Below are 23144 nucleotides of genomic sequence, written 5' to 3'. Positions count from 1 at the left end.
GATGATGGCCGCGCCGCACATATGTACTGCGCAGCTCGCAGCACAGTCGGATGAGGATCACCTGTTTGTGACCTCGGCCGGTGTTGTAGTCCTTGACGGCGCAACCTCGCATCGATCCGTAGATGGGCCAACAGGTGGGCACTATGCCGAAGAACTCGGCAAAACCCTCGCAGAGGCGCTCGACCGGGAAAGCGAGCTGACATCGCTCGTCACAATTCTTGAAGGTGCGATCGATCGGACTATCGCGGCGCTGCGGCTCGAGCGCGGCGCTCAAGATGCTCCCTCCTGCACGGTGGCACTTGTTCGCACCCAGCCGAGCGACAGGCTTGACCTCTTGCTTCTGGGCGATTCAACGATTGCTGTGGGCCACTCGGATGGAACAACGGAGCTCATCACCGATACCAGACTTCAAGAGCTCGGCCTTCCGGCGGTTGATCAGTACAAGTCACGGTTGCTGAGCGGGGCTGGCTACGACAAGGCTCATCGAAGCATCTTGGTGAAATTGCAACGTGCACAGCAGTGTCGACGCAATCGCGCCGGCGGGTACTGGATTGCATCGACAGACCCCGCCGCGGCTCGGCATGCGTTCACTGCGACCAGATCGGTAAGGACAACGGACTGGGTAGTCCTGGCGACTGATGGCGCAGCCGATTGCATCGAGGCTGTCGGTGCCCACTGGCGGGACCTTGCTGCAGCTGACGACGCCGAGCTTGCGAGTCTTCTTCACCGATGCCACATGTGGGAAGCAGAGGTGGATCCGAACGGCGTGGAACGCCCGCGGGCCAAACGTCACGACGACAAGACGATTGCCGTGGTTCGGTTGAGCTGACGCCGAAATAGAGGCCGTACAAAGGCCGTACAGTGGCCGTACAAAGGCCGTACACGATCAGTCCCGTGCCGAGTCCCCTCGAAACCCTTGTCTACCTGCGCCTTCGGCGCATCGCTCTCGCTCTCCCCGTTCCTGATTCTCTATGGCTTCGCTGTTCATAGAGAATCAGGAACGGGGAGAGCGAGAGCGAGTGTGTGTCAAGTTATGTTGTGAGAGGTGGTTAGTAGGGGAGGAGACCATAAAGGGGTGGGTAGGTGGTTGCGTCGTGTGCGGATGTTGCGTTTAGAGCTGCGCCACTGGAGGTGGCGTGTTCGCGCGGCAGAGCGCGCTCAGTGCGGTCGGCAAGTCGAGTGCATTTGCGGCGGTTTCACGAGAGTCCACAACGGCTAGGTCGGCGACCAGACATGTTTGACGCATAGGCATCAAGTTGTGAACATGCCGAGGGTTGATGCCTACATATCAACCCTTCCCGCGTAAGCGGGAACTTCGTTGACACCTATGCATCAAATGGACGTATCCAGCAGGCGGGTAACTAGCGGCGTCTTCCCGCGTAAGTGAGAGCGCTGCAACGCTTTTCCACTCGTCCGGGGAAGCTAAGTGGGAGGATTGCGGTCCATGTGGATCTCGACGCTCGCCGCCGAAGCTACCAACGATCCCGGGCGAGGACCCGTTGTCGTCTGGATCGCTGTCTCTGTGGGTGGATACGCATCGGCGATCGCCGGGCTGTTCACTGCATGGACATCCGAGAAGACCGCCTCTGGAGGGATGCCGACCCGAGCTGAAGCATTGGCGGATGCCAAAGAGGACGACAAACTTCACGAGGCAATGAGGCGAGAGGACCTCGGAGAAGCATCGCGCATTCTCGCGAATTACAGAGTCCACTCGATACTCAGGCTCCACAGGCTGGCCGACCTGATGTTGATACTTGCAATCACAGCTGTGATCGCGGGACCGCTCGCCGGATTTGCATTAGGTAGCTACTTGGCAGGCGGAATCATCGGCGGCATCGCAGGACCTGCTTACACCGCACACCGTCGGCTTGAGAAGGCAGCGGCACACCGCGAAGCATCAGCCGATCTAACTGATCGGCGCAAGCATGAAGCCGCCCTTCGAAGCGAAGAGCTTCAACGGAAACATTGGGAACTGGAGAGGGAGAAGCAACTATTTAGGTCGGAGATGGAGCAGAAACGGGCAGAGCAACAGGGCACATGAGCAGGGTGGCGGTTGATGCTTAGGCATCAACCCGATTCCCCGCGCAAGGGGGGAACGTCTGGACACATGACCTTCAGTAGTAGAGGTCGCGCGGCTCCAAATCACGCTGGCGGACGAGAGCAGTGAGTGGTGGCATCGGGTACGCAGAGAGTACGCAGCAGCATCGGCCAGTGCCAACGTCACCATCGTGCCCACCACCCAAACGTGCTGGTAGAGAGCGTGACCATCGACAGCTATCAACCGCAAACGCCGAGAACGCTTTTCATCATCAACATCGTGATCAGCGGTTTGCACTCGTATGCGGGGCTGAACTAGAGGGCTTGACCTGCGGAAACGTCTTGGCGCAGAACCTCTGCTCGCCTACCCGATCGAGGTGCGAGGGCCCCGTCGGTATCGCTGACAGCTGTTTGCTCACGACAGTCCCGCGACCGCCGTGTCATTGCTGTTCGCGGGAGCTGTCGATGATTCGCCTCAGCAGTTCGAGCTACACATTTGTCGAATCGGCAAATCTATGCCTGGGCCATGAGCGGTGCGCGACACGCCCCGCAGCCTGAACGCGCTGGGCCGGTATCCCACCTATGCTTGCCAAATATTAGCTATGTGGGTCTGTTCATCCGATTTGGCCGCCGCTGGTGTACATCCGATTCGGAACGGGATCAGATATGCGACCTCGATTCGTCGTTATTGCGACCGGTGTGGTCGCGGCCGTGCTGGCTGTGGTTGTGTGGCCCGGCGCCGAGCCGAGCCAAGCCCAACCGCCCGGTGCGGATGTAGCTGGTGCCGGGGTTCATGTGACGACATCGGTGGAGAACGTCAAAGTGGACCCGGCGGGCGACCGGATGCCGAACTTCCTTATGACGTTCGCGCATGCCGCGCAGCTATCCGGTGACTACACGCTGAATGTGGAGGGCGATGGAATAGCCTCCGGACAGGCCGTCGCGGGGTTTCTCCTCGGCTGCGCGCTCAATGTGGACAACGGCTTCACCGTCGGAATCGATCCGAATCAAGGGCTGTTGGCCAGTATTTCCCCCGAATTCAGCCAGTCGAACGTTGCCGCCACACTGCCGAATACGGCGCCGACGCCAGTGCCAACATCGCCGCCTGTTAACAGCGCCTCCCGGAGTCCGGTTACCACTTCCCCGAGTCTCGTTACCACTTCCCCGAGCGCCGCCGCTACTTCCCCGGGTCCCGTTACCACTTCCCCGAGCGCCGCCGCTACTCGCCGGAGTCCTGTTACTACTTCCGCGAGCGCTGCCACCACTCGCCGGAGTCCTGTTACTACTTCCGCGAGCGCTGCCACCACTTCCCAGATTCCCGCTCCCACTTCCCAGAGCGCCGCCGCTACCACCTCCGCTCCGAGCTTTGACGTCACAACCCCCAGCGTTGAGGTCACAACCCCGAGCGTTGAGGTCACAACCCCGAGCGTTGAGCCCACAACCCCGAGTGCCTCGGTCCCCAGCGCGAGCCTCGGACCGACCGTCGGCGGGACCCTGGGCTTGGCGCAGGTCCTGGAAGCCACCTTGGCGCCGGGGCAAATCACCACTGTCACGACAGTGACGACCAACCTGGACAACAACACGGTGTTTCCGTACCACTTCACTTTCAACAACGCCGCGTTGAACGTCGGCCAGTGTGCCTCACCGGTATCGGCGGTCCCGTTCATCACCGCCACGGTGAGTACCGCAGTGGAGACGGTGCAGACCTCCGCCTATGGCAGCCAGTTCACCTTCTGATCCGATTAGGAACCTGACCCGGAATCGCAAGACGGCCTTGTCCGCGTTCTCCCGAATGCGACAGGCTCCTAGCCGGTACGCGGAGGGTGCGCAGCATCTCAGTCCGCACCCGACGCCGGAACCGTCCACATCGGCTAAAGGCTCTGGTAAATGGGTCTTCCTCGGTGCGCTATCTCTGGTGGCTCAGTTCGCGCGACAGGGCACGCTCAGGGCGGTAGGCAAATCGAATGGGCGCGCAGCGATTTCGGGCACCTGGCTACCGGGCGAGCTATGGGTACAGCGCTGCGGTGGTGGCCACAACAGCGGGCGGATGGCTGTGGGCCATGCGTAGCCATCAAATTCATGTGCGAAACCGAACAGGCCATGGGATTATTCGCGCTACGTCTGCGACGGGTGCAGGTTTACATCAACTGATTAGGCTGACTTATCGGGGCGAGGTCGGTGATATCGACCTGAATGAAGTGTTCGACTTCAGCCGTTCAACAACGCTTGGTACATGGTAGTTGCATTGCATGATGTGCGTTACATACCTTCGGTGCTGAATTTGCGCGAGCATCTTATACCGCGCACGCAGGGAAAGTCTTACACGGGAATATTGCAGAATTTGCAGCTGGAGGCATTCGACTACTCAATTAGTCCGATGGTCGCCCTCGTGATTTCGCGCAACATGAACTCCCCGGCATAGCAATTGATCTCAGCAATCACTGCTCTACCGGGAGTTCACTCGAATCTCGATCGTCACACAGTCAACAGTGGAGTTGTCAGCCGCTCACTCAGATGCACCAGACGACACTACCGAGAGGGAAACACCACGTAGCTGAGCCGAATGATCCGTCGACCGGAGCGGTGGAGGACGACGGAGACGCCGCGGCAGTCGAATCGGCAGTGGCTGCGGGCGCCGCGAAGACTAGTAGGGGCGCGGCAATAATAGTTGCGGCTAGGGTTTTGACGATTTTGCTAGACATTTTGCTTCCTTACACGAGCTTTGCGAGGTCCGCGTAGTAGGCCGCGCTGCCGAGCTACCGGACCGGGGCTGCGAGTGCGTTACGTGCCGAATCTGCTTTGCGGCACGCGATTCGTTACTTGGTGAAGTACATGATGCATCCCGATAGGAACGCGCATTCAGGCTTGCCGACAGCTACAGCATCGACCGGGACGAACAAGACGTCATTTGGTACCGCGGAAGGCATCAACGACAGCTTACCGCTGGCTACCAGATGATTCGGCCGGACCGAGCACATTTATAGAAGATTATCTTTCCCGTTTTTGGGTGAGCGTCATCGAATTGTGTCGACGCGGGCACGTCGGCGTGACATAACGGCGATTATGGCGATGTAGACGATGGCGTCGCTCGTAGTGGTCGGGTCGCGTGGCAGAACTGGCGGCTCGGTACCCGTCGTGCTGTACGCACCCGTGCCAGGTGGCTGCTGTCACCCGGATTCGCCGCTTGTCGGTGCTGCTCACCGAGGGGCGTTACGTCCCCTGCCACCGAACCGGGGGGCCGTCGAAGGATGGAGGCGGTCGCCGTGCTGTTCGCCAATCGAACTTTGCGCTCAGCTTTCCGCCCGTGGGCGAACCAGTGCGCGAGCTCTCGCGGTGGGTCCTACCGTGCTGTCTGAGGACGCGCTGCGCGAGCCGCAGGCCGATGGGCGGCCCCGCGAGCGGTTCCCAATGGGGACGGGCTTGGCGCGCGCTGCTCGACAATCTCCGGCTCGCGCTCGGGAGCTAACCTGCCGGACGCGCAAGCAATCACGAATCCTTGAAGCGCAGGGGCTTCCGGTGTTGTCATGCGCCCGGCTATCGCTACAAGCGGTGGACGCAGACTACGAATTGGCGTTGTTGGTAGACGATTCCGCGGTCGCTGGAGGAGCAGACGTTCACGTTCGTGGTGTTTTGTTTGATGTCCATAACGCGGACGGCGTTGGGGACGCCTTTTGTGTTGCAGTCGAGGCGTTTGGGGTTGTCCTTGTTCGGGTCCATGCAGCCGCCGATTACCCAGTCGATGTCCAGACAGAGCGCAGCGCGGTTGACGCCGCGCAGGGTGTCGTTGAGGGCGCGGTCGGCGTCGGTGGGGCAGCCGGCGTTTTCGGGCGCCTTGTCGATGACCTTGTAGTTGGAGGTCGCACTGCCGCAAGCGGACTTGCCAAGGGTGGGGTTGTCGCCGCTGCCGCCGATCTCGATGCAGTCACCGACATCGATCTTCAGGCCGCCCGCGATCTTGTCGAAGGTGCTGCGGATGGCGGAGGTGGTCGGTGGCGCCTCTGGGGTGGTCAGCGGCAGTTCGGGGAACGGTTCCGGCGAGGTGGTCGGCGCGACATCGTTCTGAGCCGCGGGCGAGGGGCTGCTGCTGGTGGACCTGTCGTTGCTCAGCGACATCGCCGCCACCGCGACTACGGCTGCGGCTAACGCGGTTACGGCTATGAAGACCGTCAAGGTGAGACCCGCACGGACACGTTGACGCGACACCTGTGACGTCCTCCAGGGCTGTTCGAACTCGCCGCCGAGATACGAAGTTGAAAGTTGCAATGGTGAGAGATCACGTCATGCCTACACCATCAGGTGCGTGCGCGTCGAGTTGCGTATTTTCGAGGATAAAAAGGATACTTGTGTGAAATGATCATAGGTCGGATGCTGCGGTAACAATCGAATAACAATGGCCGTTTGGGGTTCCCAAATGTCGTGCGGGGCAACAAGCTACGTGGCGCTAGACGCGTCAACCGGCTACCGGGGCCGGTGCTTGTCAGAAGGAAACCTTGATGAAGTTCGGCACGTTCGCCGTCACCCTCGTGTCCATCGCCGCTGTGGGAATCGCGGCGGGAACCGCGAATGCGAAGCCAGCGGAAGTTGCCAAAGAGGTGTCGGCCTCCGGCGTCGAGCAGGGAATCGGTTACCACACAGTGGCTTCCGAAATCTCGGACGGGCACCGGGACCGCGTTCTCACCACCGAGGTGGACAGCGGCAAGTTCGAACTCGCCGACAACGGCACCAAGGTCTTGCTGAAGTCCGATTCCGGCGATGTGGTGTCGGAAGTCCCCTTGACCTACGAGCTCTCCGGTACGAAGGTCGCGGTCGACCAGACGATTTCCGAAAACGGCCGAACCCTCGCCCTCACACCGAAATTGACCGCCAAGAACATCGGCGAAATGCAGCCGGTCAACTCCATGGCCCGCCTGACCGATGAAATCAACAAGAACATTGTCGGCGTGGTCCTCGGCGGCGTGCTCGGCCTGATCATCGGCGCCATCGTCGGCGTCTTCTTCTTCAGCCTCATCACCGGCCCCATCGGCGCGGTAATCGGCGCCATCGCGGGCGGCTACATCATGGGCGGACAGTCCTTCATGGACGCCCTGATGGCCGTCATCAACGGCGAGCCGTGATCGATAGAGCGGCCGAACGCTACGCTGAGGATCATGACGGCGGCCTTCGATGACGTGAATTTCCACGACCTCGTCGGCCTGTTGACCGAGGAGGAACAGGGGGATCTGCGGCCGGTTGTACTCCGCTTGGTTGTCAGCCAAGGTCGGTCGGCCGCGGATCGAGAAGCGGCAGCTGTGCCTCGCCGGCGTCTCTCGTTTGCGTGGGCCGTCGAGGCCGAGCCTGACTTCGCTTCCACATCCCAGGAAATGCTGTGGCGCGACCTCGGTGGTCGTGAGTGATCATTTGCGACACTGGGCCCATTGCTGGCGGTCGCCAACAAGCACGATAGTGAGCATGACGCTTGTTTCGCGGTACTGAGCGAAGAGCCGGCCCATTAATCGTCCCGGCGATCGTTGTCACCGAAGTGCTACATGCTCGCCAAGCTCGGCGCGCAGTCTGAGGCGGCGTTCCTCCGCTCGTTGGCAGCTGAAGAGCTTATGCCCGCTGACTATGCGCGCATGGCTGATGGTCGTCCAGTACGGCGACTTCCCTCTCGGCGCGGCTGACGCATCTGTTATTGCGGTCGCGGAACGCCTGGGGATCACGAGGATTTCGACACTCGATCACCGCCATTTTCGGCAAGTGGTTCCGAAGCATTGTGGTGCTTTCGACCTCGTGCCGGGCGAAGAGAAACTGAGCAGGCGTCGGCGCTAGCAATCCCATCATGTGCGCAGCAAAAATGACCGCCCGGGTCAATATGGTTGCGCGACTGAGGGAGTCGCGTTCGCCTGCCGGAAACATCTGGCGAACCAGGCATGATCCATTCAGCGCTCGGCAGACCCGTCACCGTCACGATGCTGACGCGAAATGCGCCAGAGGAATTCGGGGTCGTCGTCGGGCCCCATGATTCGTTTGCGTTGCGGTGAACGCGTGGGCGGTCCGGCTGTCTTCTCGGGGCCGAACGCCTTCCAGCACAACACCGCGACTGCCACGACCGCGATGAGTGCCAACAGGTACGTCACGTCGCTCACCTCCTGCTAACGAGGGTAGTCGCGTGCGTAGCCTTCGCACACCGCAGACACGAAATTGGTGGGGCGCGGGCCCCTAGACAGGGAGATCGAACTCACAGCTACGGGCCCGCGGACCATGATCAGCGCGCGGTGGCCTCGGTGGTCAGCGACTTCAGCAGTTGGAGTACTTCGGATTCGCGGAACCGGCGGTGCCCACCCGGGGTGCGCAGCGAGCCCAGGCGCCCAGCGTGCGCCCAGCGGGTTACGGTCTTCGGATCGACGTGGAACATGGCGGCTACTTGGCCGGGTGTCAGCAGGGTGTCCTGGCCGCCGACGGTGATCGCAGTCATAGCAAACCTCTCCGTTCTCGACAGTTCCCTCATCAGATGGCGCCATCGTTGCACTGCAACCCCTAGGTACTCGAACCACCTACAGTTGGTAAAGGGGAAGTAATAGACAAAACGGATACGCGCCCACTCCTCGGCGGCAGGTATCGCCGAGGCCGCCATAGCTTCGCATAGGCTGGACCGCGTGAGTGAGGCAACTCCACCGAAGGGTGAACCAGAACAGCAAACCGCTGGCATCGGCGCGCGGCTGGCCCGCAATCTGACGCTGTACACGCTCGCCAGGCTCGGTCTGGTCGTCGTCATCACCGCCGTGATCGTCGGCGTCGCCCGGCTCGTCTCGGTGGAGATCCCATTGGTGGTCGCCGCCCTGTTCGCCTTGATCATCGCGATGCCGCTGTCGCTGACGCTGTTCAAGAAGTTGCGCGCTCGGGTCAACGAGGACATCGCGGTCGTGGATGCGAAGCGCCGCCAGGACAAGGCGCAGTTGCGTGCCCGGCTGCGTGGTGAGGACAACTCGTCCGGAACATCCTCGTGAAGTACTGCGATCGCAGTACGCCACGCGCCTGGGTCGACAATGCCGTGCGGCTCATCGAGGCCGATACACAGCGCAGCGCCGACACCCACCTGATCCGGTACCCGCTGCCCGCCTCCTGGGGCGTACAGCTGTACCTCAAGGACGAGTCGACCCACATCACCGGCAGCCTCAAGCACCGGCTGGCACGGTCGCTGTTCCTGTACGCGATCTGCAATGGCTGGGTCACCGAGGGTACGACGGTGGTCGAGGCGTCCTCGGGGTCGACCGCGGTCAGCGAGGCGTACTTCGCCAAATTGCTCGGCCTGGATTTCGTCGCGGTAATGCCGGCGAGCACCTCGCCGCAGAAGATCGAGTTGATCGAAGCCCACGGCGGCCGTTGTCATTTCGTGCAGCGACCACCGGATATGTACACCGAGGCAGCGCGGCTGGCCGCCGAATGCGGTGGGCACTTCATGGATCAGTTCACCCATGCCGAGCGCGCCACCGACTGGCGCGGCAATAACAACATCGCCGAATCCATCTTCCAGCAAATGGAATTGGAGGCGCATCCGGTGCCGGACTGGATCGTGGTCGGTGCGGGTACCGGCGGCACCAGCGCCACCATCGGCCGTTACATCCGGTATCACCACTTCCCGTCGAAACTGGCCGTGGTCGACCCGGAGAACTCCGCGTTCTATGGCGGCTACGAAACCGGCGACGTCGGATATCAGACCGGAATGCCTTCGCGCATAGAGGGAATCGGTCGTCCCCGGGTCGAGCCGTCGTTCATCGGTCAGGTGGTGGATCGGATGATCGAGGTCCCCGATGCCGCATCGATCGCCACCGCGCGGCTCGCGAGTCGGGTAATCGGCCGCCGGGTGGGCGGTTCCACCGGAACCAACCTTTGGGGTGCGTTCGCGCTCATCGCCGAAATGATCTCCGCCGGTCGCCCGGGCAGTGTGGTCACGCTGCTGTGCGACGGCGGGGATCGTTATGCCGGAACATATTTCGATGACGCGTGGGTCGAGGCGAAGGGTATGAACCTCACCGAGCCCGCCGCGATCCTGGAGAAGTTCGCCGCGACCGGAATCTGGTCCGGCTAGCGAGAGATATCGCAACCCCGGCCGCGGCGCCGGGGTTTTCTTCGGTGCACGTCGTCAATTTTTGTTGACAACCGAAGAGTTCGTCAACCAAAATTGACGACGTGACTGAAGCAACCACACTGGCGGCCGCCGCGGGCAGCCCCGACCCCAAGGTCGGGCTGCGCGCCGTGCTCGCGCTGCGTCGGCTGCTCGAACGGCTGGAAGCGATCCAGGTGACCAATGCCCGCGAACAGGGCTGGTCCTGGCAGGCGATCGCGGAGGCGCTCGAGGTCAGCAAGCAGGCGGTCCACCAGAAATACAACCGGAGAGGCGGGAACCGCTGATGTTCGAACGGTTCAGCAGGTCGGCGCGGACGGTGATCGTCATCGCCCAGGAAGACGCGCGCGAGCTGCGCGCATCCAAGATCGAGGTCGAGCATGTACTGCTCGGCCTGTTGTCACAGGGCGAGCCGGAGTTGAAGACGCTGCTCGAGGAGGCGGGGCTCACCCACCGAGACGTGCTGGAGAGCCTCGGCCAACAGGCCAAAGGGCAGCCGCTCGGTGCGGAGGACGCCGAGGCACTGCGCTCGATCGGCATCGATCTGGACGCGGTGCGCGAGAGCTTGGAGGCCACCTTCGGCGAGGATGCGCTGGAGCGGGCCGTGCCCGAGGAGCGGTCCAGATTCGGCCGCGGCCGCGATCGGAACTGGGGTCACATTCCGTTCACCAGAGATGCCAAGAAGGTATTGGAGCTGGGACTGCGCGAAGCCCTGGCCCGCAAGGACAGGTCCATCGAATCCGGGCATCTGCTGCTCGGCATTCTGCGCGCGCCCAATGCGACCACGACCCGCATCCTGGGCGGTCCGAAGGCGATCGATGCGCTCCGACCGAAGGTGCACGCGCTGCTCGACCGTGCCGCGTAAGAGGTTGGGCATGTGCGCGCCCCCCGATTCGTGTTTTGGGGCAGCACATGCCCGCCGGTCGGGCCTAGCATCAAGCCATGCAGCTTCTGATTCGCTTGATCATCAACGCCGTTGCCATCTGGCTGGCGGCAGCCTGGGTCGACAAGATCGAGATTTGGAGTCCCGAGGACAAGGGCAATGGCGGCAAAGTCATTGTCATCCTGGCCGTCGCCGTGGTCTTCACCGTGGTGAACGCCCTGGTCAAGCCGATCGTGAAACTTCTATCGTTGCCGCTGGTTATCGTCACCCTCGGCCTGTTTCTGCTGGTGATCAACGCGCTCATGTTGTGGCTCACCGCCAAGATCACCGAGACCACCGACTACGGTCTGCGTATCGACGGCTTCTGGGCAGCTGTGTGGGGCGGCATCATTGTCGCGGTGGTCAACTGGATCCTCGGCGTCCTGGTTCCGGACGGCGACGACTAGCAGCTGCCTGGCGCGCTCACCGCTCACTCGAAGGCGGAATGGGTCCGAGCGTGCACTCTTTGCGCGAACGAGGCGGAAATCGCCGAATTCGGCCGGAAAGTGCATGCTCGGCTCCGCCAGCGCTAACAGGGTGCCGCGCTTCGCGGTCCCTAACCCGCGATACCCAGCGCCAATGCGGTAACCGCCGACCACGCCAACAGCGCCAACCCCGAATCGCGCAGCGCCGGAATCAATTCCAGCCCGCCCTTTCCGGAGCGCACCGGTGCGTTGGCGCGTACCGCCAGCGGCACGGCAACCAGTCCGACCAGTGCCCATGGCGTGCGGACGACCAACAGCAGCGTCGCGATGAACGGCACCGCGAGCAGTATCAAGTGCAGCGTGCGAGTCCGCGGGTCGCCGAGTTTGACCGCGAGGGTGACCTTCCCGGATTCGGTATCGGTCGGAATATCGCGCAGGTTGTTGGCGACCAGCACCGCGCTGGAGAACGCCCCGACCCCGATCGCGAGTACCAGGCCCGCCCATTCGACCCGCTCGGCCTGTACGAATTCGGTACCGAGCACACCGATCAGACCGAAGAAGACGAAGACCGCCACCTCACCGAACCCGCTGTAGCCGTACGGCTTGCTGCCGCCGGTGTAGAACCAGGCACCGGCCAGGCAGGCCGCACCGACCAGCAGCAACCACCACGCCGTGACAATGACCAGCACCAGTCCGAAGACCGCGCCGATGGCCAGGCTGATGATCGCGGCATTCTTGACCGCCGCGGGCGAAGCGAGCTGCTGTCCGACCAGCCGCAGCGGACCGACCCGAACGTCATCAGTGCCGCGGATACCGTCGGAGTAGTCGTTGGCGTAATTGACCCCGATGATCAGGGCCAGCGAAACCAGCAGCGCGAGAACCGCTTTCCACCACACCGCGCCATCGATGGAGGCGGCGGCACCGGTTCCGGCAAGGACAGGGGCGATCGCGTTCGGCAGGGTACGGGGCCGTGCGCCCTCGATCCATTGCGCTGCAGTAGCCATATTCGCAGCCTAATGCGCGGCCGTGTTTCGGTCCGCTCGGGCGGTTCAGTTCGCTTCGGCGGCGCTCTTCAGTCGGTCGAGGCCCTTCTCGAAGTCTTTGCCGATCATATTGTCGATGGGGAATACCTTCCCGATCACGCCCATCAGACCCTTGTGCTGCCCGGTCATCCGCCACACAACCTCGGTGCCGCCTTCGACCGGATTCAGCTCGAAGATCGTTTTATTGGTGGCCTTGAAGGGCTTCTCGAAGGCCAGACGGATACCGATTTCCCGGTCGTCACTGGAGGTGATCTCCATGCTCCCGCGACCGGCCCTACGGTTGCCGTCCCAGGCGTATCGGGCTCCGAGTCCAGCGCCCGGGCCGGAGTACTTCCGCTGCAGTCGCGGATCGAGGTCCTCCCACGGCGACCACTTGGTCCACTCGTGGAAGTTATCGATCAGCCCGTGAATGCGCGCGGGATCGGCCGTGATCACGGTCTGCCGAACGATTTCGAACTCAGCCATGCGCACAGCGTAGGCGACTTACCGGTCCGAACAGGGGCGAAAAACCATGTCATCCCAGCAGACAGCATTCGATTGCGGCGCTCCCGGGTCCCTCCGGGGTTACGCGGAGCTGCCGCCTGCGGGCCCGTCGCTCGCGCCGCGGCTCGCATACGATAACGACGGAATGTTTCCCGATCAGAGCGGCCCGAACGGCCGAAGTCAAACCCTGACGACGCCCGCAGGCGAATCGGTCGTAGTGGCCCTGCTGGGCGAAATCGCGCTACGCCGAGACGGGACGCTCGCAGCGCTACCCGGGGCACGGTCGCGGCTGCTGCTCGCCGCGCTTGCCCTGCGTCCCGGCCGCAGCCGCAGTGCTCAGGCGCTGATCGATGAGGTGTGGGGTGAGCAGCCGCCGCGCGCGCCGATGAACGCGCTGCACACCCAGGTGTCGCGGCTGCGCGCGGCGCTACCGGATGCGGCGCTGGAGATCGGCCCGGCGGGCTACCGCCTCACACTGACCGGCGATCAGGTCGATTTGACCTTCGCGGATGGTCTGTTGCGGGCGGCCCGCGCCAAACAGGCCGATGGTGACCACACTGGATGTCTCGAGGTGCTGACCCAGGCCAGATCGCTTTGGCGTGGCGAGCCCGGTGCCGACCTCCCCGCTGGCGACCTCGCCGAGGAACTGCGCACCGCGGCCGCGCACCGCTGGTCCGAACTGGAGGCGATCGAGGTCGCCGCCCGAGTCGCCAGCGGCGATCTCGACACAGCGGTGGCGATCGCGCGCCGCACCGCGGCCGCCAATCCGCTCGATGAGGCCGCGCACGCCACCCTGATGCGATTGCTCGCCGCGGCCGGTCGGCCGAGCGAAGCCCTCGATGTCTTCGCATCGATCCGCGGGCGACTTGTCGAAGAACTCGGCGCGGATCCGGGCCCGGCGCTGGTGGAGCTGAATACCGCGATCCTGCGCGGTGATCCGGTGCCCGGATTCGCGTCGCGGATCGATCATGCTGGGCTGGTTCCGCATCCGATAAGTCCGACGCGCGGTGCCACTCAGACCACTCCAGGTGGTCCGGCCGCCCACGATTCGGCCGTGCGCGATCCGGCTGGGCTGGACTCTACTGGTCGCAATTCCAGTGAGCGGATGTCGGATTCGACACCCGCCGCATCATCGAGTGCCCACTCCACGATCGGCCTGCGCGCAGCTCCCAATGCGCTGCTCGGCCGCGCCGCCGATCTGGACGCACTCGAGCAACTGCTGCGCCGCTCCCGGGTGACCACCGTCCTCGGCCCCGGGGGCACCGGAAAGACCAGGGTGGCCAACGAATTGGGCGCACGGGTCGCGCGCAGCGAATCCGTGGTGCTGGTGGAGCTGGCGTCGGTGCGGGCGGATACGGCCGCCGATGCCGATCCGCGCACCGATATCGAGGCCGCGATCAGCACGACGCTCGGCCTCGGCGAGATCGTCCGGGAGACGGCGTGGCGGCGCTCGACCGGCTACAGCGATGCCGGTCGCCGACTGCGCGATGCGCTCGCCGCCCGCCCGACACTGTTGATCCTGGACAATTGTGAGCATCTGATCGACGCGGTCGCCGAAGTGGTCGCCGATCTGGTCGGCAGCTGCGACCAGCTCAGCGTGCTCACCACCAGCCGTGCGCCGCTGGCGATCACCGCGGAAACGGTCTATCCGCTGGCGCCGTTGGCAATCGATGCGGCCGGATCGCCCGCCACCGAGCTGTTCATGGCCAGAGCGCGTGCGGTGCGTCCGACAGTGCGTCTGGATCCCGAAGTAGTGGCCCGGCTGTGCACCACACTCGACGGGCTGCCGCTGGCCATCGAACTCGCGGCCGCCCGCGTGCGGACCATGAGTGTCGAGGAAATCGAAACCCGTCTGGAACACCGATTCGCCCTGCTGCGCAGCGGAGATCGCTCCTCACCTGAACGGCATCGCACCTTGCACGCGGTGATCGCATGGAGCTGGAATCTGCTCGAAGAGCCACAACAGATCGCGTTGCGCAGGCTGTGCCGCTTTCCGGCCGGGTTCGCCCTCGATGCGGCCGAAGTGGTGGCGGGCGGCCCGGATGTCGATGACGTGCCAACGGCCGTGGATGGACTGGTCAGCCAATCGCTGCTCACCGTCCTGGACGACGACGAGGGCCTGATCGGAACCCGCTACCGGATGCTGGAAACGGTCCGCGAATTCGGTGAGGAACAGCTCGCGCTGACCGGATCCGATGCCGCGGCGGGCATTTCGGGTGCGGTCGATGAGCGTCCCGTGGTGATGGATCGCATGTCGCGCTGGGCCCGTGATTATTCGATCGCCGCGGTGCACCGATATGTGTCCGACGAACAGGTGGCCACCGTGCTCTCGGTCGCTGCGGAACTCGACAACCTGGTGACGGTGCTGCGATATGCGTTGGAGCGCAGGGACGCCCGCACGGTATACCGGGTCTTCCCGATTATCGGCACGCTATGGGTGATGCGTGGCGCGCATATGGAGCTGGGCGGTTGGGCGCGCCGGATTCTGCCCCTGGCACCCGAACCCGGTCCGGTGCGCGGTCCGGTCGCCGATCTGCAGATGCTCGCGCACCTGCAGATCGGAATGCACATGGTGTTCCTGAACGCTGGTCTGCGGGAGGTGGCGACCACGCGGGCGCGCATCCGTCGATTGCTCAACAGCGCAATTGATCTCAATAGTGGAGCGCGCTTTCTCGGCGTCATGGCCTGCGGGAATCCCTCGGGTTCGGACGCGCCGAGGTTGTTCGCCGATGGTGCCCGGTCACCGGACCCGTTGGTGCGCGCCGCAGCGGTATTCATGCGTGCGAATATCCGGGAGAACGCCGGTGATGTCTACGGCTCCACCCTGGACGCGAAGGCCGCCCTACAGCTGATCGAGGGCACCGATGTCTGGGGCACGGCGATGGTCACCCAACACCTCGGACAGCTCGCCGGACAGACCGCGCACTATGCCGATGCGGTGGAGTACTACCGCCGGGCGGCGGAACTGTTGCGGGAGTTGCGTGCTCATGAAGAAGCCGTCGAGATGCGCAGCTATCTCGCGGTATCGCTGATCGGCACGGGTCGGCTCGCGCAAGCGCGGCGGGAGTTGGGCTTCGCGCTCGGTGCTGCTGATGGTGATCCGGCACATGGCACCGCGATCGACGATCCGCACATCCGACGCAACCATCGTCTGGCACCGGTTGTCATCGGAATGGCGGAACTGGATCTGGCCGAGGGCCATATCGAGGCCGGGCTGCGCCATTACCGTCGGGCACTGGACCTGTACGGCTGGCCCGATGACGAACCAATGCCCGGCCCGGGCATTCTGATGACCGCGAGTGCGGCGATGGACGCGTATGTGCTGCATGGGCGGGCGGCGGAGGCCGACGATATCGCGCGCCCTCTGCTGCGCCTCGCGTCGGGTCGACTCGGGCAGTTCTATGACCTGCCGCAGATCGGCGCCGTCGGCAATGCCGTCGGGACGTTCTATCTCGCGATTGGCCGCCATTCGGAGATCGGCTTGGAGCTGATCTCGCTGGCCACGAAAGTGGTGGCGCGCCAGGACAATCCGTCGGCCGAATTGCGACGTCACGCCGCACTGCACCGAACCACGGTGGGGGACGAACGCTTCGATGACGCCTTGGCCCGTGTCGCGGGGATACGTCGGCGACAAGCGGCGGCGCAAATCCTCGAACTCCTGCAGGAACTGTCCTGCGACGACGAAAGTCGCGGTGGGTGACTCACCCACCGCGACTTTCGGGTAGCGGTCAGACCTGAGTGGTCAAGCCCGGCGCATGTAAGCCCGGACCGCGAGCGGCGCGAAGATCACGATCACGACCACCGAGCCGACCAGTGACCAGACCAGATCGCTGCTGTAGACGTTGCCGTTCATCAACTCTCGGGCGGCATTGACCATGTAGTAGATCGGGTTCGCGTGGTTGATCCCCTGCAGCCAACCCGGCATCGTGCTGACCTGCGCGAACGCGCCGGACATAAAGGTCAGCGGGAACATGATCATCATCGAGATGCCCTGCACGCCAGCGGCGCTCTTACCCGTGACGCCCACCAGCGCCCAGATCCAGCTCACTGCGAACGAGCAGAAGATCACCACTAGACCGGCCACCACGACCCCGACGAACCCGCCGCCGGGACGGTAGCCGAGGCACAGACCGACGACCACGGTGAGCACGGTCGCGAGACTGTAGCGCACCATATCGGCGATCAATGCGCCCGCCAGCGCCGAAACGCGGGAAATGGGCAGGGATTTGAATCGGTCGAAGACGCCCTTGTCCATATCCTCACGCAGCTGGGTACCGGTGACGACGGAGGTGAGGACCACGGTCTGCACGAGGATGCCCGGAATCAGGATCGGCAGGTAGTCGTGCACGTTGTGCGAAATCGCGCCGCCGAAGATATAGGCGAACAGTGCGGTGAACAGGATCGGCTGAATCGTCACATCGAACAGCTGTTCCGGATTGTGCTTGATCTTCAGAATGCCGCGGTAGGCCATCGTGAACGAGGTCTCGACGGTCTGGCGAAGGCTGACCTTGTTGCTGGCCTCTGGAATTGCGGTCGGCGCGGCGTGGCGCGCCTGGGTTGGTGCGGTAATGGTGGTCATGCCGCGCTCCGTTCGGAATCGTCGTCGTCGGCCGGGTGGCCGGTGATGGTAAGGAAGACCTCGTCGAGGCTGGGCTTGGTGACGGTGATCTCATCGATCGCGATCTCCCACTCGCGCAGGCGGATCAGCAAATCGGCGGTCATGCCCGCGTCCTGCAGCGGTGCGGTGAGCCGTCCGGCCTCCGGGGTGATCTGGGCCTCGGCGCCGAGGAAGTCGCCGACAATGCGGCGGGCCTCGTCGAGTTGGGCCCGATCGACCAGGGTCAGGTGCAGTGCGGAGCCGCCCACCGAGGACTTGAGTTCGTCGGCGGTACCGTCGGCGATCACCTTGCCATGGTCGATGACAGCGATCCGGTCGGCGAGCTGATCGGCCTCATCCAGGTATTGCGTGGTGAGCAGCACCGTCGCGCCCTCGCGGACTAGGCGGCGGATGGTTTCCCACATCTGGGCGCGGGTGCGCGGATCGAGTCCGGTCGTCGGCTCGTCCAGGAACAGCAGCGGCGGTGTCGCGATCAGGCTGGCGGCCAGGTCGAGACGGCGTCGCATACCGCCGGAGAAGTTCTTCAGCGGCTTGCTCGCCGCCTCGGTGAGGTCGAACTCCTCCAGCAGTTCGACCGACTTGCGCCGGGCATCGATGCGGCTGAGGCCGAGCAGACGGGAGAAGATGATCAGATTTTCGGTGGCGGTGAGGTCCTCGTCGACCGAGGCGTACTGCCCGGTGACGCCGACCAGGGATCGGACCGCCGTCGGTTCCGCGACGACGTCACGGCCGAAGATGCGGGCGCTGCCGCCGTCGGGGCGCAGCAGGGTGGCCAGCATGCGGATGGTTGTGGTCTTGCCTGCGCCGTTCGGGCCGAGCACGCCGTAAACCGAGCCCTGCGGAACCGCCAGGCTCACACCGTCGACGGCGCGCTGTTCCCCGAACACCTTGACCAGGCTGTCCGCCTCGACGGCGAGCGCTGAAGTGGGTGCGAAAGAAGTCATGCCCAAGACTTTGCGGCCCGCGTCTTGCACGGTCCTTGCACCGCGGTGTCACCGCACTCTTGCACCCGCTTGCATGTCCGGCCGTGGGTGGGCCGTGCGCGAGTCGGTTGGGCGCCGTGGTCGTCTGCTTTATACGGCGCCCAGCTCGAACCGTTGATATCGATCGTCGATAGCAGCGGTCCCCACGGATTCGGCCGCGGGACCCGGCCTCAGTACGCCGATTCCGCGAGGAGATGCTCACGGAGCGTGGCTCGGTCCGGCTTGCCCGGTCCGCGCAGCGGGAGCTCGTCGAGGATTGCCAGCTCGCGCGGTGCGGCGATTGAATCGAGTTCGCGCACAACGTGATCGCGCAGTTCATCGAGGGTCGGGGTGGCGCCGGGGGCGGGAACCACCGCGACCGCGACCCGCTGGCCGAGCCGATCGTCGGGCAGGCCGAGCACCACGCATTCGCTGATGCCGGGATGGGTGATCAGCACGGCCTCGACGACCTGCGGGATGACGAGCAGTCCGCCGGTCATGATCGCCTCGTCGAGACGTCCGGTGATGCTGAGCACGCCGTTGTCGTAAGTGCCCGCGTCTTCGGTGCGGAACCAGCCGGGTTCGGCGAATGCCGGATGGTCGGGCTGACCGCGGTAGCCTTCGGCGATCATCGCGCCGCCGAGCACCACGCGACCGTCCTCGATGCGAATCTCGGTGCCGTCGAGCGGAACTCCGTCGTATACACAGCCGCCGCAGGTTTCGCTCATGCCGTAGGTGCGAACCACGTTGATACCCGTGGCTTTCGCGCGCTCGTAGACCGGCGCGGGAGTGGCCGCACCCCCGACGAGCACCCCGTCCAGCTGTGCGAGTGCCGCAGCGGCGGTGGGCGCCTCCAGCGCCTTGATCAGCTGGGTCGGTACCAGCGCGGTATAGCGGCGTTCACCGCGCATACCGGAAATCGCACCGGCCAGCGCCTCGGGTAGGAAGCCGCCGGAAACATCGAGCACGCTGGGTTCGGTACCGGCCAGAATGCTGCGCAGCAGTACCTGGATGCCCGCGATGTGATGGGTCGGCAGGGCGAGCAGCCAGGTGCCGGGACCACCGAGTCGATCGTGTGTCGCGGTCCCGCTGGCCCGCAACGCGGCCGAACTGAGCATGGCGCCCTTCGGCACACCGGTGGTGCCGGAGGTGGTCACCACGAGCGCTACCTCGTCATCGATCGGCTCGCCGGGCGACAGTGCGTCGCTCAGTCGCCGGGCCTCCCGACGGTCGCTGGTCGGTATCGGCAGCCACGCGGGGCCGTTGCCCTCCAATACTTCTCGCAGATGCGGCATGACATCGCCGAGCCCCGAGCCGGTCGGCATCGGCAGCGTCCGCAGAGTGCGGCTCATGCCCGCGCCTCGCTAGCGCTGTGCACGGTCATGCCCGAAGGCGCTGCGCCGTTGATTCGCTCGTTGGGCTCGCTCATGGATTTCGCCCCCATCATGTGCGACCGCACCTCGCTGGTGCTCGGCGCCGTCGTGCGCAGGTGCGCTGTGTTCATGGTTCGCTCGCTGCGCTCCCTCACGAGTCTGATCGTGTCATGTCAGCGTGACCGCACGCGGCAGGGGTCGGTTTGCTGGGGCGGCGCGCTGGGGGTTCGGCCGCGTCAAGAGAAGAGAAGTCAGGTACGCCGGACATCGAGACTGCGATTCACTCGGAGGACGGTACTCGGCGGTGGTTGCCCGGACGTCGGCGGTCGGGCGGCCATCCGTGGTTATCGTCCTCGCCGGCGTCGGCATTGGCAACTCGAGCCGGCGCGCCCGCACCGCCGCTGTGGCCCTGATCAGTCTGGTGACCAGCGCGAATCTCGTCGGATCGGATGCTCGGGGGGAACTTCGACCAAAACGATCGGCACACCGTCCGGATCGCGCACCCACATCTCGATCAGTCCCCACGGCTCGCGCACCGGTTCGCGTTCGATCCGAATCCCCTTCAGCGCGCACTCTGCCGCTGCGTCCGAAATGTCGCGAACCTGCAGCCAGAGCGCACCTTCGAAGGTGGTCGATTTGCCCGATCCGCCGTGCGCGGCCACCTCGATCAGCGACTGTCCAGCGAAGAAAACCGTGCCGCCCGGATACTCGCGCGCGATCGCCAATCCGAGTCCGTCGCGGTAGAACGTGAGGGTTGCCTGGTAGTCGGCGGGCCGCAAGATGACCCGGCTGCTGAGGATGTCCATCAGAAGTACCAGGGGTAGGGGGTCCAGTCCGGCTTGCGCTTTTCCAGGAAGGCGTCGCGGCCCTCGACCGCCTCATCGGTCATATAGGCCATCCGGGTGGCCTCGCCCGCGAACAGCTGTTGGCCGACCAGACCGTCGTCGAGCAGATTGAACGCGTACTTCAACATGCGCTGAGCCTGCGGGGATTTGCCGTTGATATCGGCGGTCCACTCCAACGCGACGTTTTCCAGTTCGGCGTGATCGACGACCTTGTTCACCGCGCCCATCTGATGCATTTCCTCCGCGGTGTAGGGACGGCCGAGGAAGAAGATTTCGCGCGCGAATTTCTGGCCAACCATTTTCGCCAGATACGCGCTGCCGTAACCGCCGTCGAAGCTGCCGACATCGGCGTCGGTCTGTTTGAACCTGGCGTGCTCGCGGCTGGCCAGGGTCAGATCGCAGACCACATGCAGGCTGTGCCCGCCGCCCGCGGCCCAGCCGTTGACCAGCGCGATGACCACCTTCGGCATGAACCGGATCAGCCGCTGTACCTCGAGGATGTGCAGGCGGCCCGCGCGCGCCTGGTCGACGGTGTCCGCGGTCTCGCCATCGGCGTACTGGTAGCCGCTGCGACCGCGAATACGCTGGTCGCCGCCGGAGCAGAAGGCCCAGCCGCCGTCCTTGGGGCTGGGGCCGTTGCCGGTGATCAGCACGGCGCCGACGTCCGGGGTCATCCTGGCGTGGTCGAGCGCGCGGTAGAGCTCGTCGACCGTATGGGGGCGGAACGCATTGCGCACCTCCGGCCGATCGAAGGCCACCCGGACGGTGCCCTGTTCGATATGCCGGTGATAGGTGATGTCGGTCAGGTTCTCGAATCCCGGAACGGGCCGCCACAGCTTCGGATTGAACGTCACCCCTGTGATTATTGCCCCCACACGTGTTTCGGATGCCAGCGACTTCCATGCGCACTTCTATGGTGTCGATTCCATTACCCGGCGGTACGACTTGACGGTGTAAAACAACGCGATACCGTGCAAGTGTGAGTAGAGCATCGCGAAGCGAGTCGACGAGCGGCGGCGGTCGGGCGACGGGAGGGCTTGCGGATGGGCGGTCGGGTCCGCGCATCGACAACAGCGCGGTGGACGACACCCGGTACGAAACGCACGGCGGCTTCCCCAAGGTCTCCCGCGCGCGAGTCGGCGCCAACTTCGGGCCGTTCGTCGAGGCCCTGCGCACGCTGCAGGATCTGGCCGTCTGCGTGGACGCCTCCGACGAGATCTACGGCGCGGCGCTCGACCGCACCCGCGAACTCATCGATCTGCTCGAGCCGTATCGCGCACCCGAACTCCAGGGACCGGCGGGCCGCGCGGTCGAATTGCCCGGGCGCGGCAGCCTTTTGCTGCTGCCGTGGCGGGTGGTCGAGGCCGGACCCGACGGCATCGTGATGACCGGTGAATTCCGCCGCTTCCATCTCGGCGGCAACGGCGCGGCACACGGCGGCGTACTCCCGCTGCTGTTCGACGATCTGCTCGGCATGATCGTGCACTACGCCGGGCGACCGATCAGCCGCACCGCCTATTTGCATGTGAACTACCGGAGGATCACTCCGTTGCAGACGCCGCTGACCGTGCGGGGACGTGTCGATCGCATCGAAGGGCGCAAAACGTACATCACCGCCGAACTGGTCGATGAGCAGGGCAATGTCCTCGCGGATTGTGAAGGACTGATGGTCCAGTTACTGCCGTGGCAGCCGTAGCCGGATGAGTGCCGTGTGACTCCGCGCACCAGTGCGTATAGTGACGTGCGCTCGTTCATCGACATCTATTCCGGAGGAACCTGAAAGTGGTTGCAGCACTGTCTGAATCCCTGCTCGACGACGCGAAGCGCGCGGCCTTCCTTGCCGATGCCAAGGAGGTTCTGGACGCCGAGGTGTCGGACAAGGGTGGTGCGTCGGGCCTGGCCGTCAAGGGTGGCTACGCGGCGGTCAAGAAAATCAGCCCGTCCATCGTGCCGGACGCGCTGGAGTCCTTGGCCCCCAAGCTCGTAGCGCAGCTGGAGCCGTTTTGGCAGGAATACACGGCGACCGGGTCCGGCAAGTTCGCCGACCTGCTGGTCGCCAAGTCCGATGAGGTCGCCGAGGCTTTGCTCTCCGTGACCGACGCACGTGCCCAGGCCTCGACGCGCCCGGCCCTGCAGAAGGTCTACTCGTCGATGCGTTCCTCGGCCAAGAAGAACGTCATCGAAGCCCTGCCCCGGCTGGGTGACCTCGTGCAGCGGCACGCCTGAGCTGTGACATTTGCAGCGCCTGCGGCGCTGCGTGTTCGCGGCCCCCTGGTGTCTCGCGTCCGAGCCGTCGAGACTCGCGACTTCGTCGCATGCGCTTCGACGGCTC

Annotated in this window: 25 protein-coding genes; 13 read left to right on the top strand and 12 right to left on the bottom strand. The window is 64.3% G+C overall.

What is annotated here, in order from left to right; all coding sequences use genetic code 11:
• Window position 1: 1 nt before the first annotated feature.
• A complete protein-coding gene (locus tag ACIBG0_RS17145) occupies window positions 2–829 on the top strand; it encodes a protein phosphatase 2C domain-containing protein (protein ID WP_397033462.1) in 828 nt (275 codons plus the stop codon).
• 615 nt (window positions 830–1444) lie between these two features.
• Window positions 1445–2041 carry a hypothetical protein gene (locus ACIBG0_RS17140; protein ID WP_397033461.1) on the top strand — a complete coding sequence of 199 codons (597 nt, stop codon included), beginning with the start codon at window positions 1445–1447 and terminating at the stop codon, window positions 2039–2041.
• Window positions 2042–2697: 656 nt separating this feature from the next.
• On the opposite strand, the gene ACIBG0_RS17135 is transcribed toward ACIBG0_RS17140, so the two are convergent.
• Entirely contained in the window at window positions 2698–2832 is a 135-nt protein-coding gene (locus ACIBG0_RS17135; RefSeq protein ID WP_397034107.1) for a hypothetical protein, read from the bottom strand.
• A gap of 48 nt (window positions 2833–2880) precedes the next feature.
• Here ACIBG0_RS17135 and ACIBG0_RS17130 point away from each other — a divergent pair, with 48 nt between their 5' ends.
• Window positions 2881–3774, top strand: a complete 894-nt coding sequence (locus ACIBG0_RS17130) for an MspA family porin (RefSeq protein ID WP_397034060.1) — start codon at window positions 2881–2883, stop codon at window positions 3772–3774.
• A 1803-nt stretch (window positions 3775–5577) separates the two neighbouring features.
• Here the strand turns inward: ACIBG0_RS17130 and ACIBG0_RS17125 are convergent.
• Entirely contained in the window at window positions 5578–6150 is a 573-nt protein-coding gene (locus ACIBG0_RS17125) for a hypothetical protein (protein WP_397033459.1), read from the bottom strand.
• Between the two features lie 380 nt (window positions 6151–6530).
• Between ACIBG0_RS17125 and ACIBG0_RS17120 the strand changes: the two genes are divergently transcribed.
• Window positions 6531–7151, top strand: coding sequence for a hypothetical protein (locus ACIBG0_RS17120; RefSeq protein ID WP_062983744.1), 621 nt, complete (start codon window positions 6531–6533; stop codon window positions 7149–7151).
• Between the two features lie 33 nt (window positions 7152–7184).
• Window positions 7185–7430 carry a hypothetical protein gene (locus ACIBG0_RS17115; RefSeq protein ID WP_397033456.1) on the top strand — a complete coding sequence of 82 codons (246 nt, stop codon included), beginning with the start codon at window positions 7185–7187 and terminating at the stop codon, window positions 7428–7430.
• 525 nt (window positions 7431–7955) lie between these two features.
• Here the strand turns inward: ACIBG0_RS17115 and ACIBG0_RS17110 are convergent.
• A complete protein-coding gene (locus tag ACIBG0_RS17110) occupies window positions 7956–8153 on the bottom strand; it encodes a hypothetical protein (protein WP_040696246.1) in 198 nt (65 codons plus the stop codon).
• A gap of 128 nt (window positions 8154–8281) precedes the next feature.
• Window positions 8282–8491, bottom strand: coding sequence for a BldC family transcriptional regulator (locus tag ACIBG0_RS17105; RefSeq protein ID WP_062983746.1), 210 nt, complete (start codon window positions 8489–8491; stop codon window positions 8282–8284).
• A gap of 181 nt (window positions 8492–8672) precedes the next feature.
• Between ACIBG0_RS17105 and ACIBG0_RS17100 the strand changes: the two genes are divergently transcribed.
• The 5 genes from ACIBG0_RS17100 (at window position 8673) to ACIBG0_RS17080 (ending at window position 11470) form a co-directional block, all read left to right on the top strand.
• Window positions 8673–9023, top strand: a complete 351-nt coding sequence (locus ACIBG0_RS17100) for a DUF4229 domain-containing protein (protein WP_397033454.1) — start codon at window positions 8673–8675, stop codon at window positions 9021–9023.
• The gene (locus ACIBG0_RS17095; protein WP_397033452.1) at window positions 9020–10105 is read left to right on the top strand and encodes a PLP-dependent cysteine synthase family protein; all 1086 of its coding nucleotides are present in this window, start codon (window positions 9020–9022) and stop codon (window positions 10103–10105) included. Before ACIBG0_RS17100 ends, ACIBG0_RS17095 begins: the two co-directional genes overlap by 4 nt.
• A gap of 101 nt (window positions 10106–10206) precedes the next feature.
• Complete coding sequence (locus ACIBG0_RS17090; protein ID WP_040696163.1) at window positions 10207–10428, top strand: hypothetical protein; 222 nt, start codon at window positions 10207–10209, stop codon at window positions 10426–10428.
• Window positions 10428–11006 carry a Clp protease N-terminal domain-containing protein gene (locus tag ACIBG0_RS17085; protein WP_397033450.1) on the top strand — a complete coding sequence of 193 codons (579 nt, stop codon included), beginning with the start codon at window positions 10428–10430 and terminating at the stop codon, window positions 11004–11006. The genes ACIBG0_RS17090 and ACIBG0_RS17085 overlap by 1 nt, the downstream gene beginning before the upstream one ends.
• 77 nt (window positions 11007–11083) lie before the next feature.
• Complete coding sequence (locus ACIBG0_RS17080; RefSeq protein ID WP_040696159.1) at window positions 11084–11470, top strand: phage holin family protein; 387 nt, start codon at window positions 11084–11086, stop codon at window positions 11468–11470.
• A gap of 149 nt (window positions 11471–11619) precedes the next feature.
• Here ACIBG0_RS17080 and ACIBG0_RS17075 read toward each other — a convergent pair whose 3' ends face one another.
• Together ACIBG0_RS17075 and ACIBG0_RS17070 are read right to left on the bottom strand one after the other, a co-directional pair.
• Window positions 11620–12492, bottom strand: coding sequence for a 1,4-dihydroxy-2-naphthoate polyprenyltransferase (locus ACIBG0_RS17075; protein WP_397033448.1), 873 nt, complete (start codon window positions 12490–12492; stop codon window positions 11620–11622).
• A gap of 45 nt (window positions 12493–12537) precedes the next feature.
• Complete coding sequence (locus ACIBG0_RS17070) at window positions 12538–12996, bottom strand: SRPBCC family protein (protein ID WP_397033446.1); 459 nt, start codon at window positions 12994–12996, stop codon at window positions 12538–12540.
• 163 nt (window positions 12997–13159) lie between these two features.
• Here ACIBG0_RS17070 and ACIBG0_RS17065 point away from each other — a divergent pair, with 163 nt between their 5' ends.
• Window positions 13160–16714, top strand: coding sequence for an AfsR/SARP family transcriptional regulator (locus ACIBG0_RS17065; protein ID WP_397033444.1), 3555 nt, complete (start codon window positions 13160–13162; stop codon window positions 16712–16714).
• 42 nt (window positions 16715–16756) lie between these two features.
• On the opposite strand, the gene ACIBG0_RS17060 is transcribed toward ACIBG0_RS17065, so the two are convergent.
• The 6 genes from ACIBG0_RS17060 to ACIBG0_RS17035 form a co-directional block, all read right to left on the bottom strand.
• Window positions 16757–17593, bottom strand: coding sequence for an ABC transporter permease (locus ACIBG0_RS17060; RefSeq protein WP_397033442.1), 837 nt, complete (start codon window positions 17591–17593; stop codon window positions 16757–16759).
• The gene (locus ACIBG0_RS17055; protein ID WP_397033440.1) at window positions 17590–18576 is read right to left on the bottom strand and encodes an ATP-binding cassette domain-containing protein; all 987 of its coding nucleotides are present in this window, start codon (window positions 18574–18576) and stop codon (window positions 17590–17592) included. Before ACIBG0_RS17055 ends, ACIBG0_RS17060 begins: the two co-directional genes overlap by 4 nt.
• A gap of 209 nt (window positions 18577–18785) precedes the next feature.
• A complete protein-coding gene (gene menE / locus ACIBG0_RS17050) occupies window positions 18786–19946 on the bottom strand; it encodes an o-succinylbenzoate--CoA ligase (protein ID WP_397033438.1) in 1161 nt (386 codons plus the stop codon).
• Window positions 19943–20098 (bottom strand): hypothetical protein, encoded by a 156-nt coding sequence (locus tag ACIBG0_RS17045; RefSeq protein WP_397033437.1) that lies wholly within the window; start codon window positions 20096–20098, stop codon window positions 19943–19945. Before ACIBG0_RS17045 ends, menE begins: the two co-directional genes overlap by 4 nt.
• Before the next feature lie 282 nt (window positions 20099–20380).
• Complete coding sequence (locus tag ACIBG0_RS17040) at window positions 20381–20773, bottom strand: VOC family protein (RefSeq protein ID WP_397033435.1); 393 nt, start codon at window positions 20771–20773, stop codon at window positions 20381–20383.
• Window positions 20773–21666: a 1,4-dihydroxy-2-naphthoyl-CoA synthase gene (locus tag ACIBG0_RS17035; RefSeq protein WP_040696142.1), complete on the bottom strand. Its 894-nt coding sequence runs from the start codon at window positions 21664–21666 to the stop codon at window positions 20773–20775. Before ACIBG0_RS17035 ends, ACIBG0_RS17040 begins: the two co-directional genes overlap by 1 nt.
• Before the next feature lie 209 nt (window positions 21667–21875).
• Here ACIBG0_RS17035 and ACIBG0_RS17030 point away from each other — a divergent pair, with 209 nt between their 5' ends.
• Both ACIBG0_RS17030 and ACIBG0_RS17025 read left to right on the top strand, forming a co-directional pair.
• Window positions 21876–22508, top strand: a complete 633-nt coding sequence (locus tag ACIBG0_RS17030) for a PaaI family thioesterase (RefSeq protein ID WP_397034058.1) — start codon at window positions 21876–21878, stop codon at window positions 22506–22508.
• An 86-nt stretch (window positions 22509–22594) separates the two neighbouring features.
• Complete coding sequence (locus ACIBG0_RS17025; protein WP_397033432.1) at window positions 22595–23038, top strand: DUF6918 family protein; 444 nt, start codon at window positions 22595–22597, stop codon at window positions 23036–23038.
• The last annotated feature ends 106 nt before the right edge of the window (window positions 23039–23144 follow it).

The organism is Nocardia sp. NPDC050630 (assembly GCF_044457245.1).
Lineage (GTDB): Bacteria > Actinomycetota > Actinomycetes > Mycobacteriales > Mycobacteriaceae > Nocardia.
Note: the sequence above shows the minus strand (reverse complement) of the source record. Positions and strands in the feature narration are given on the sequence as shown.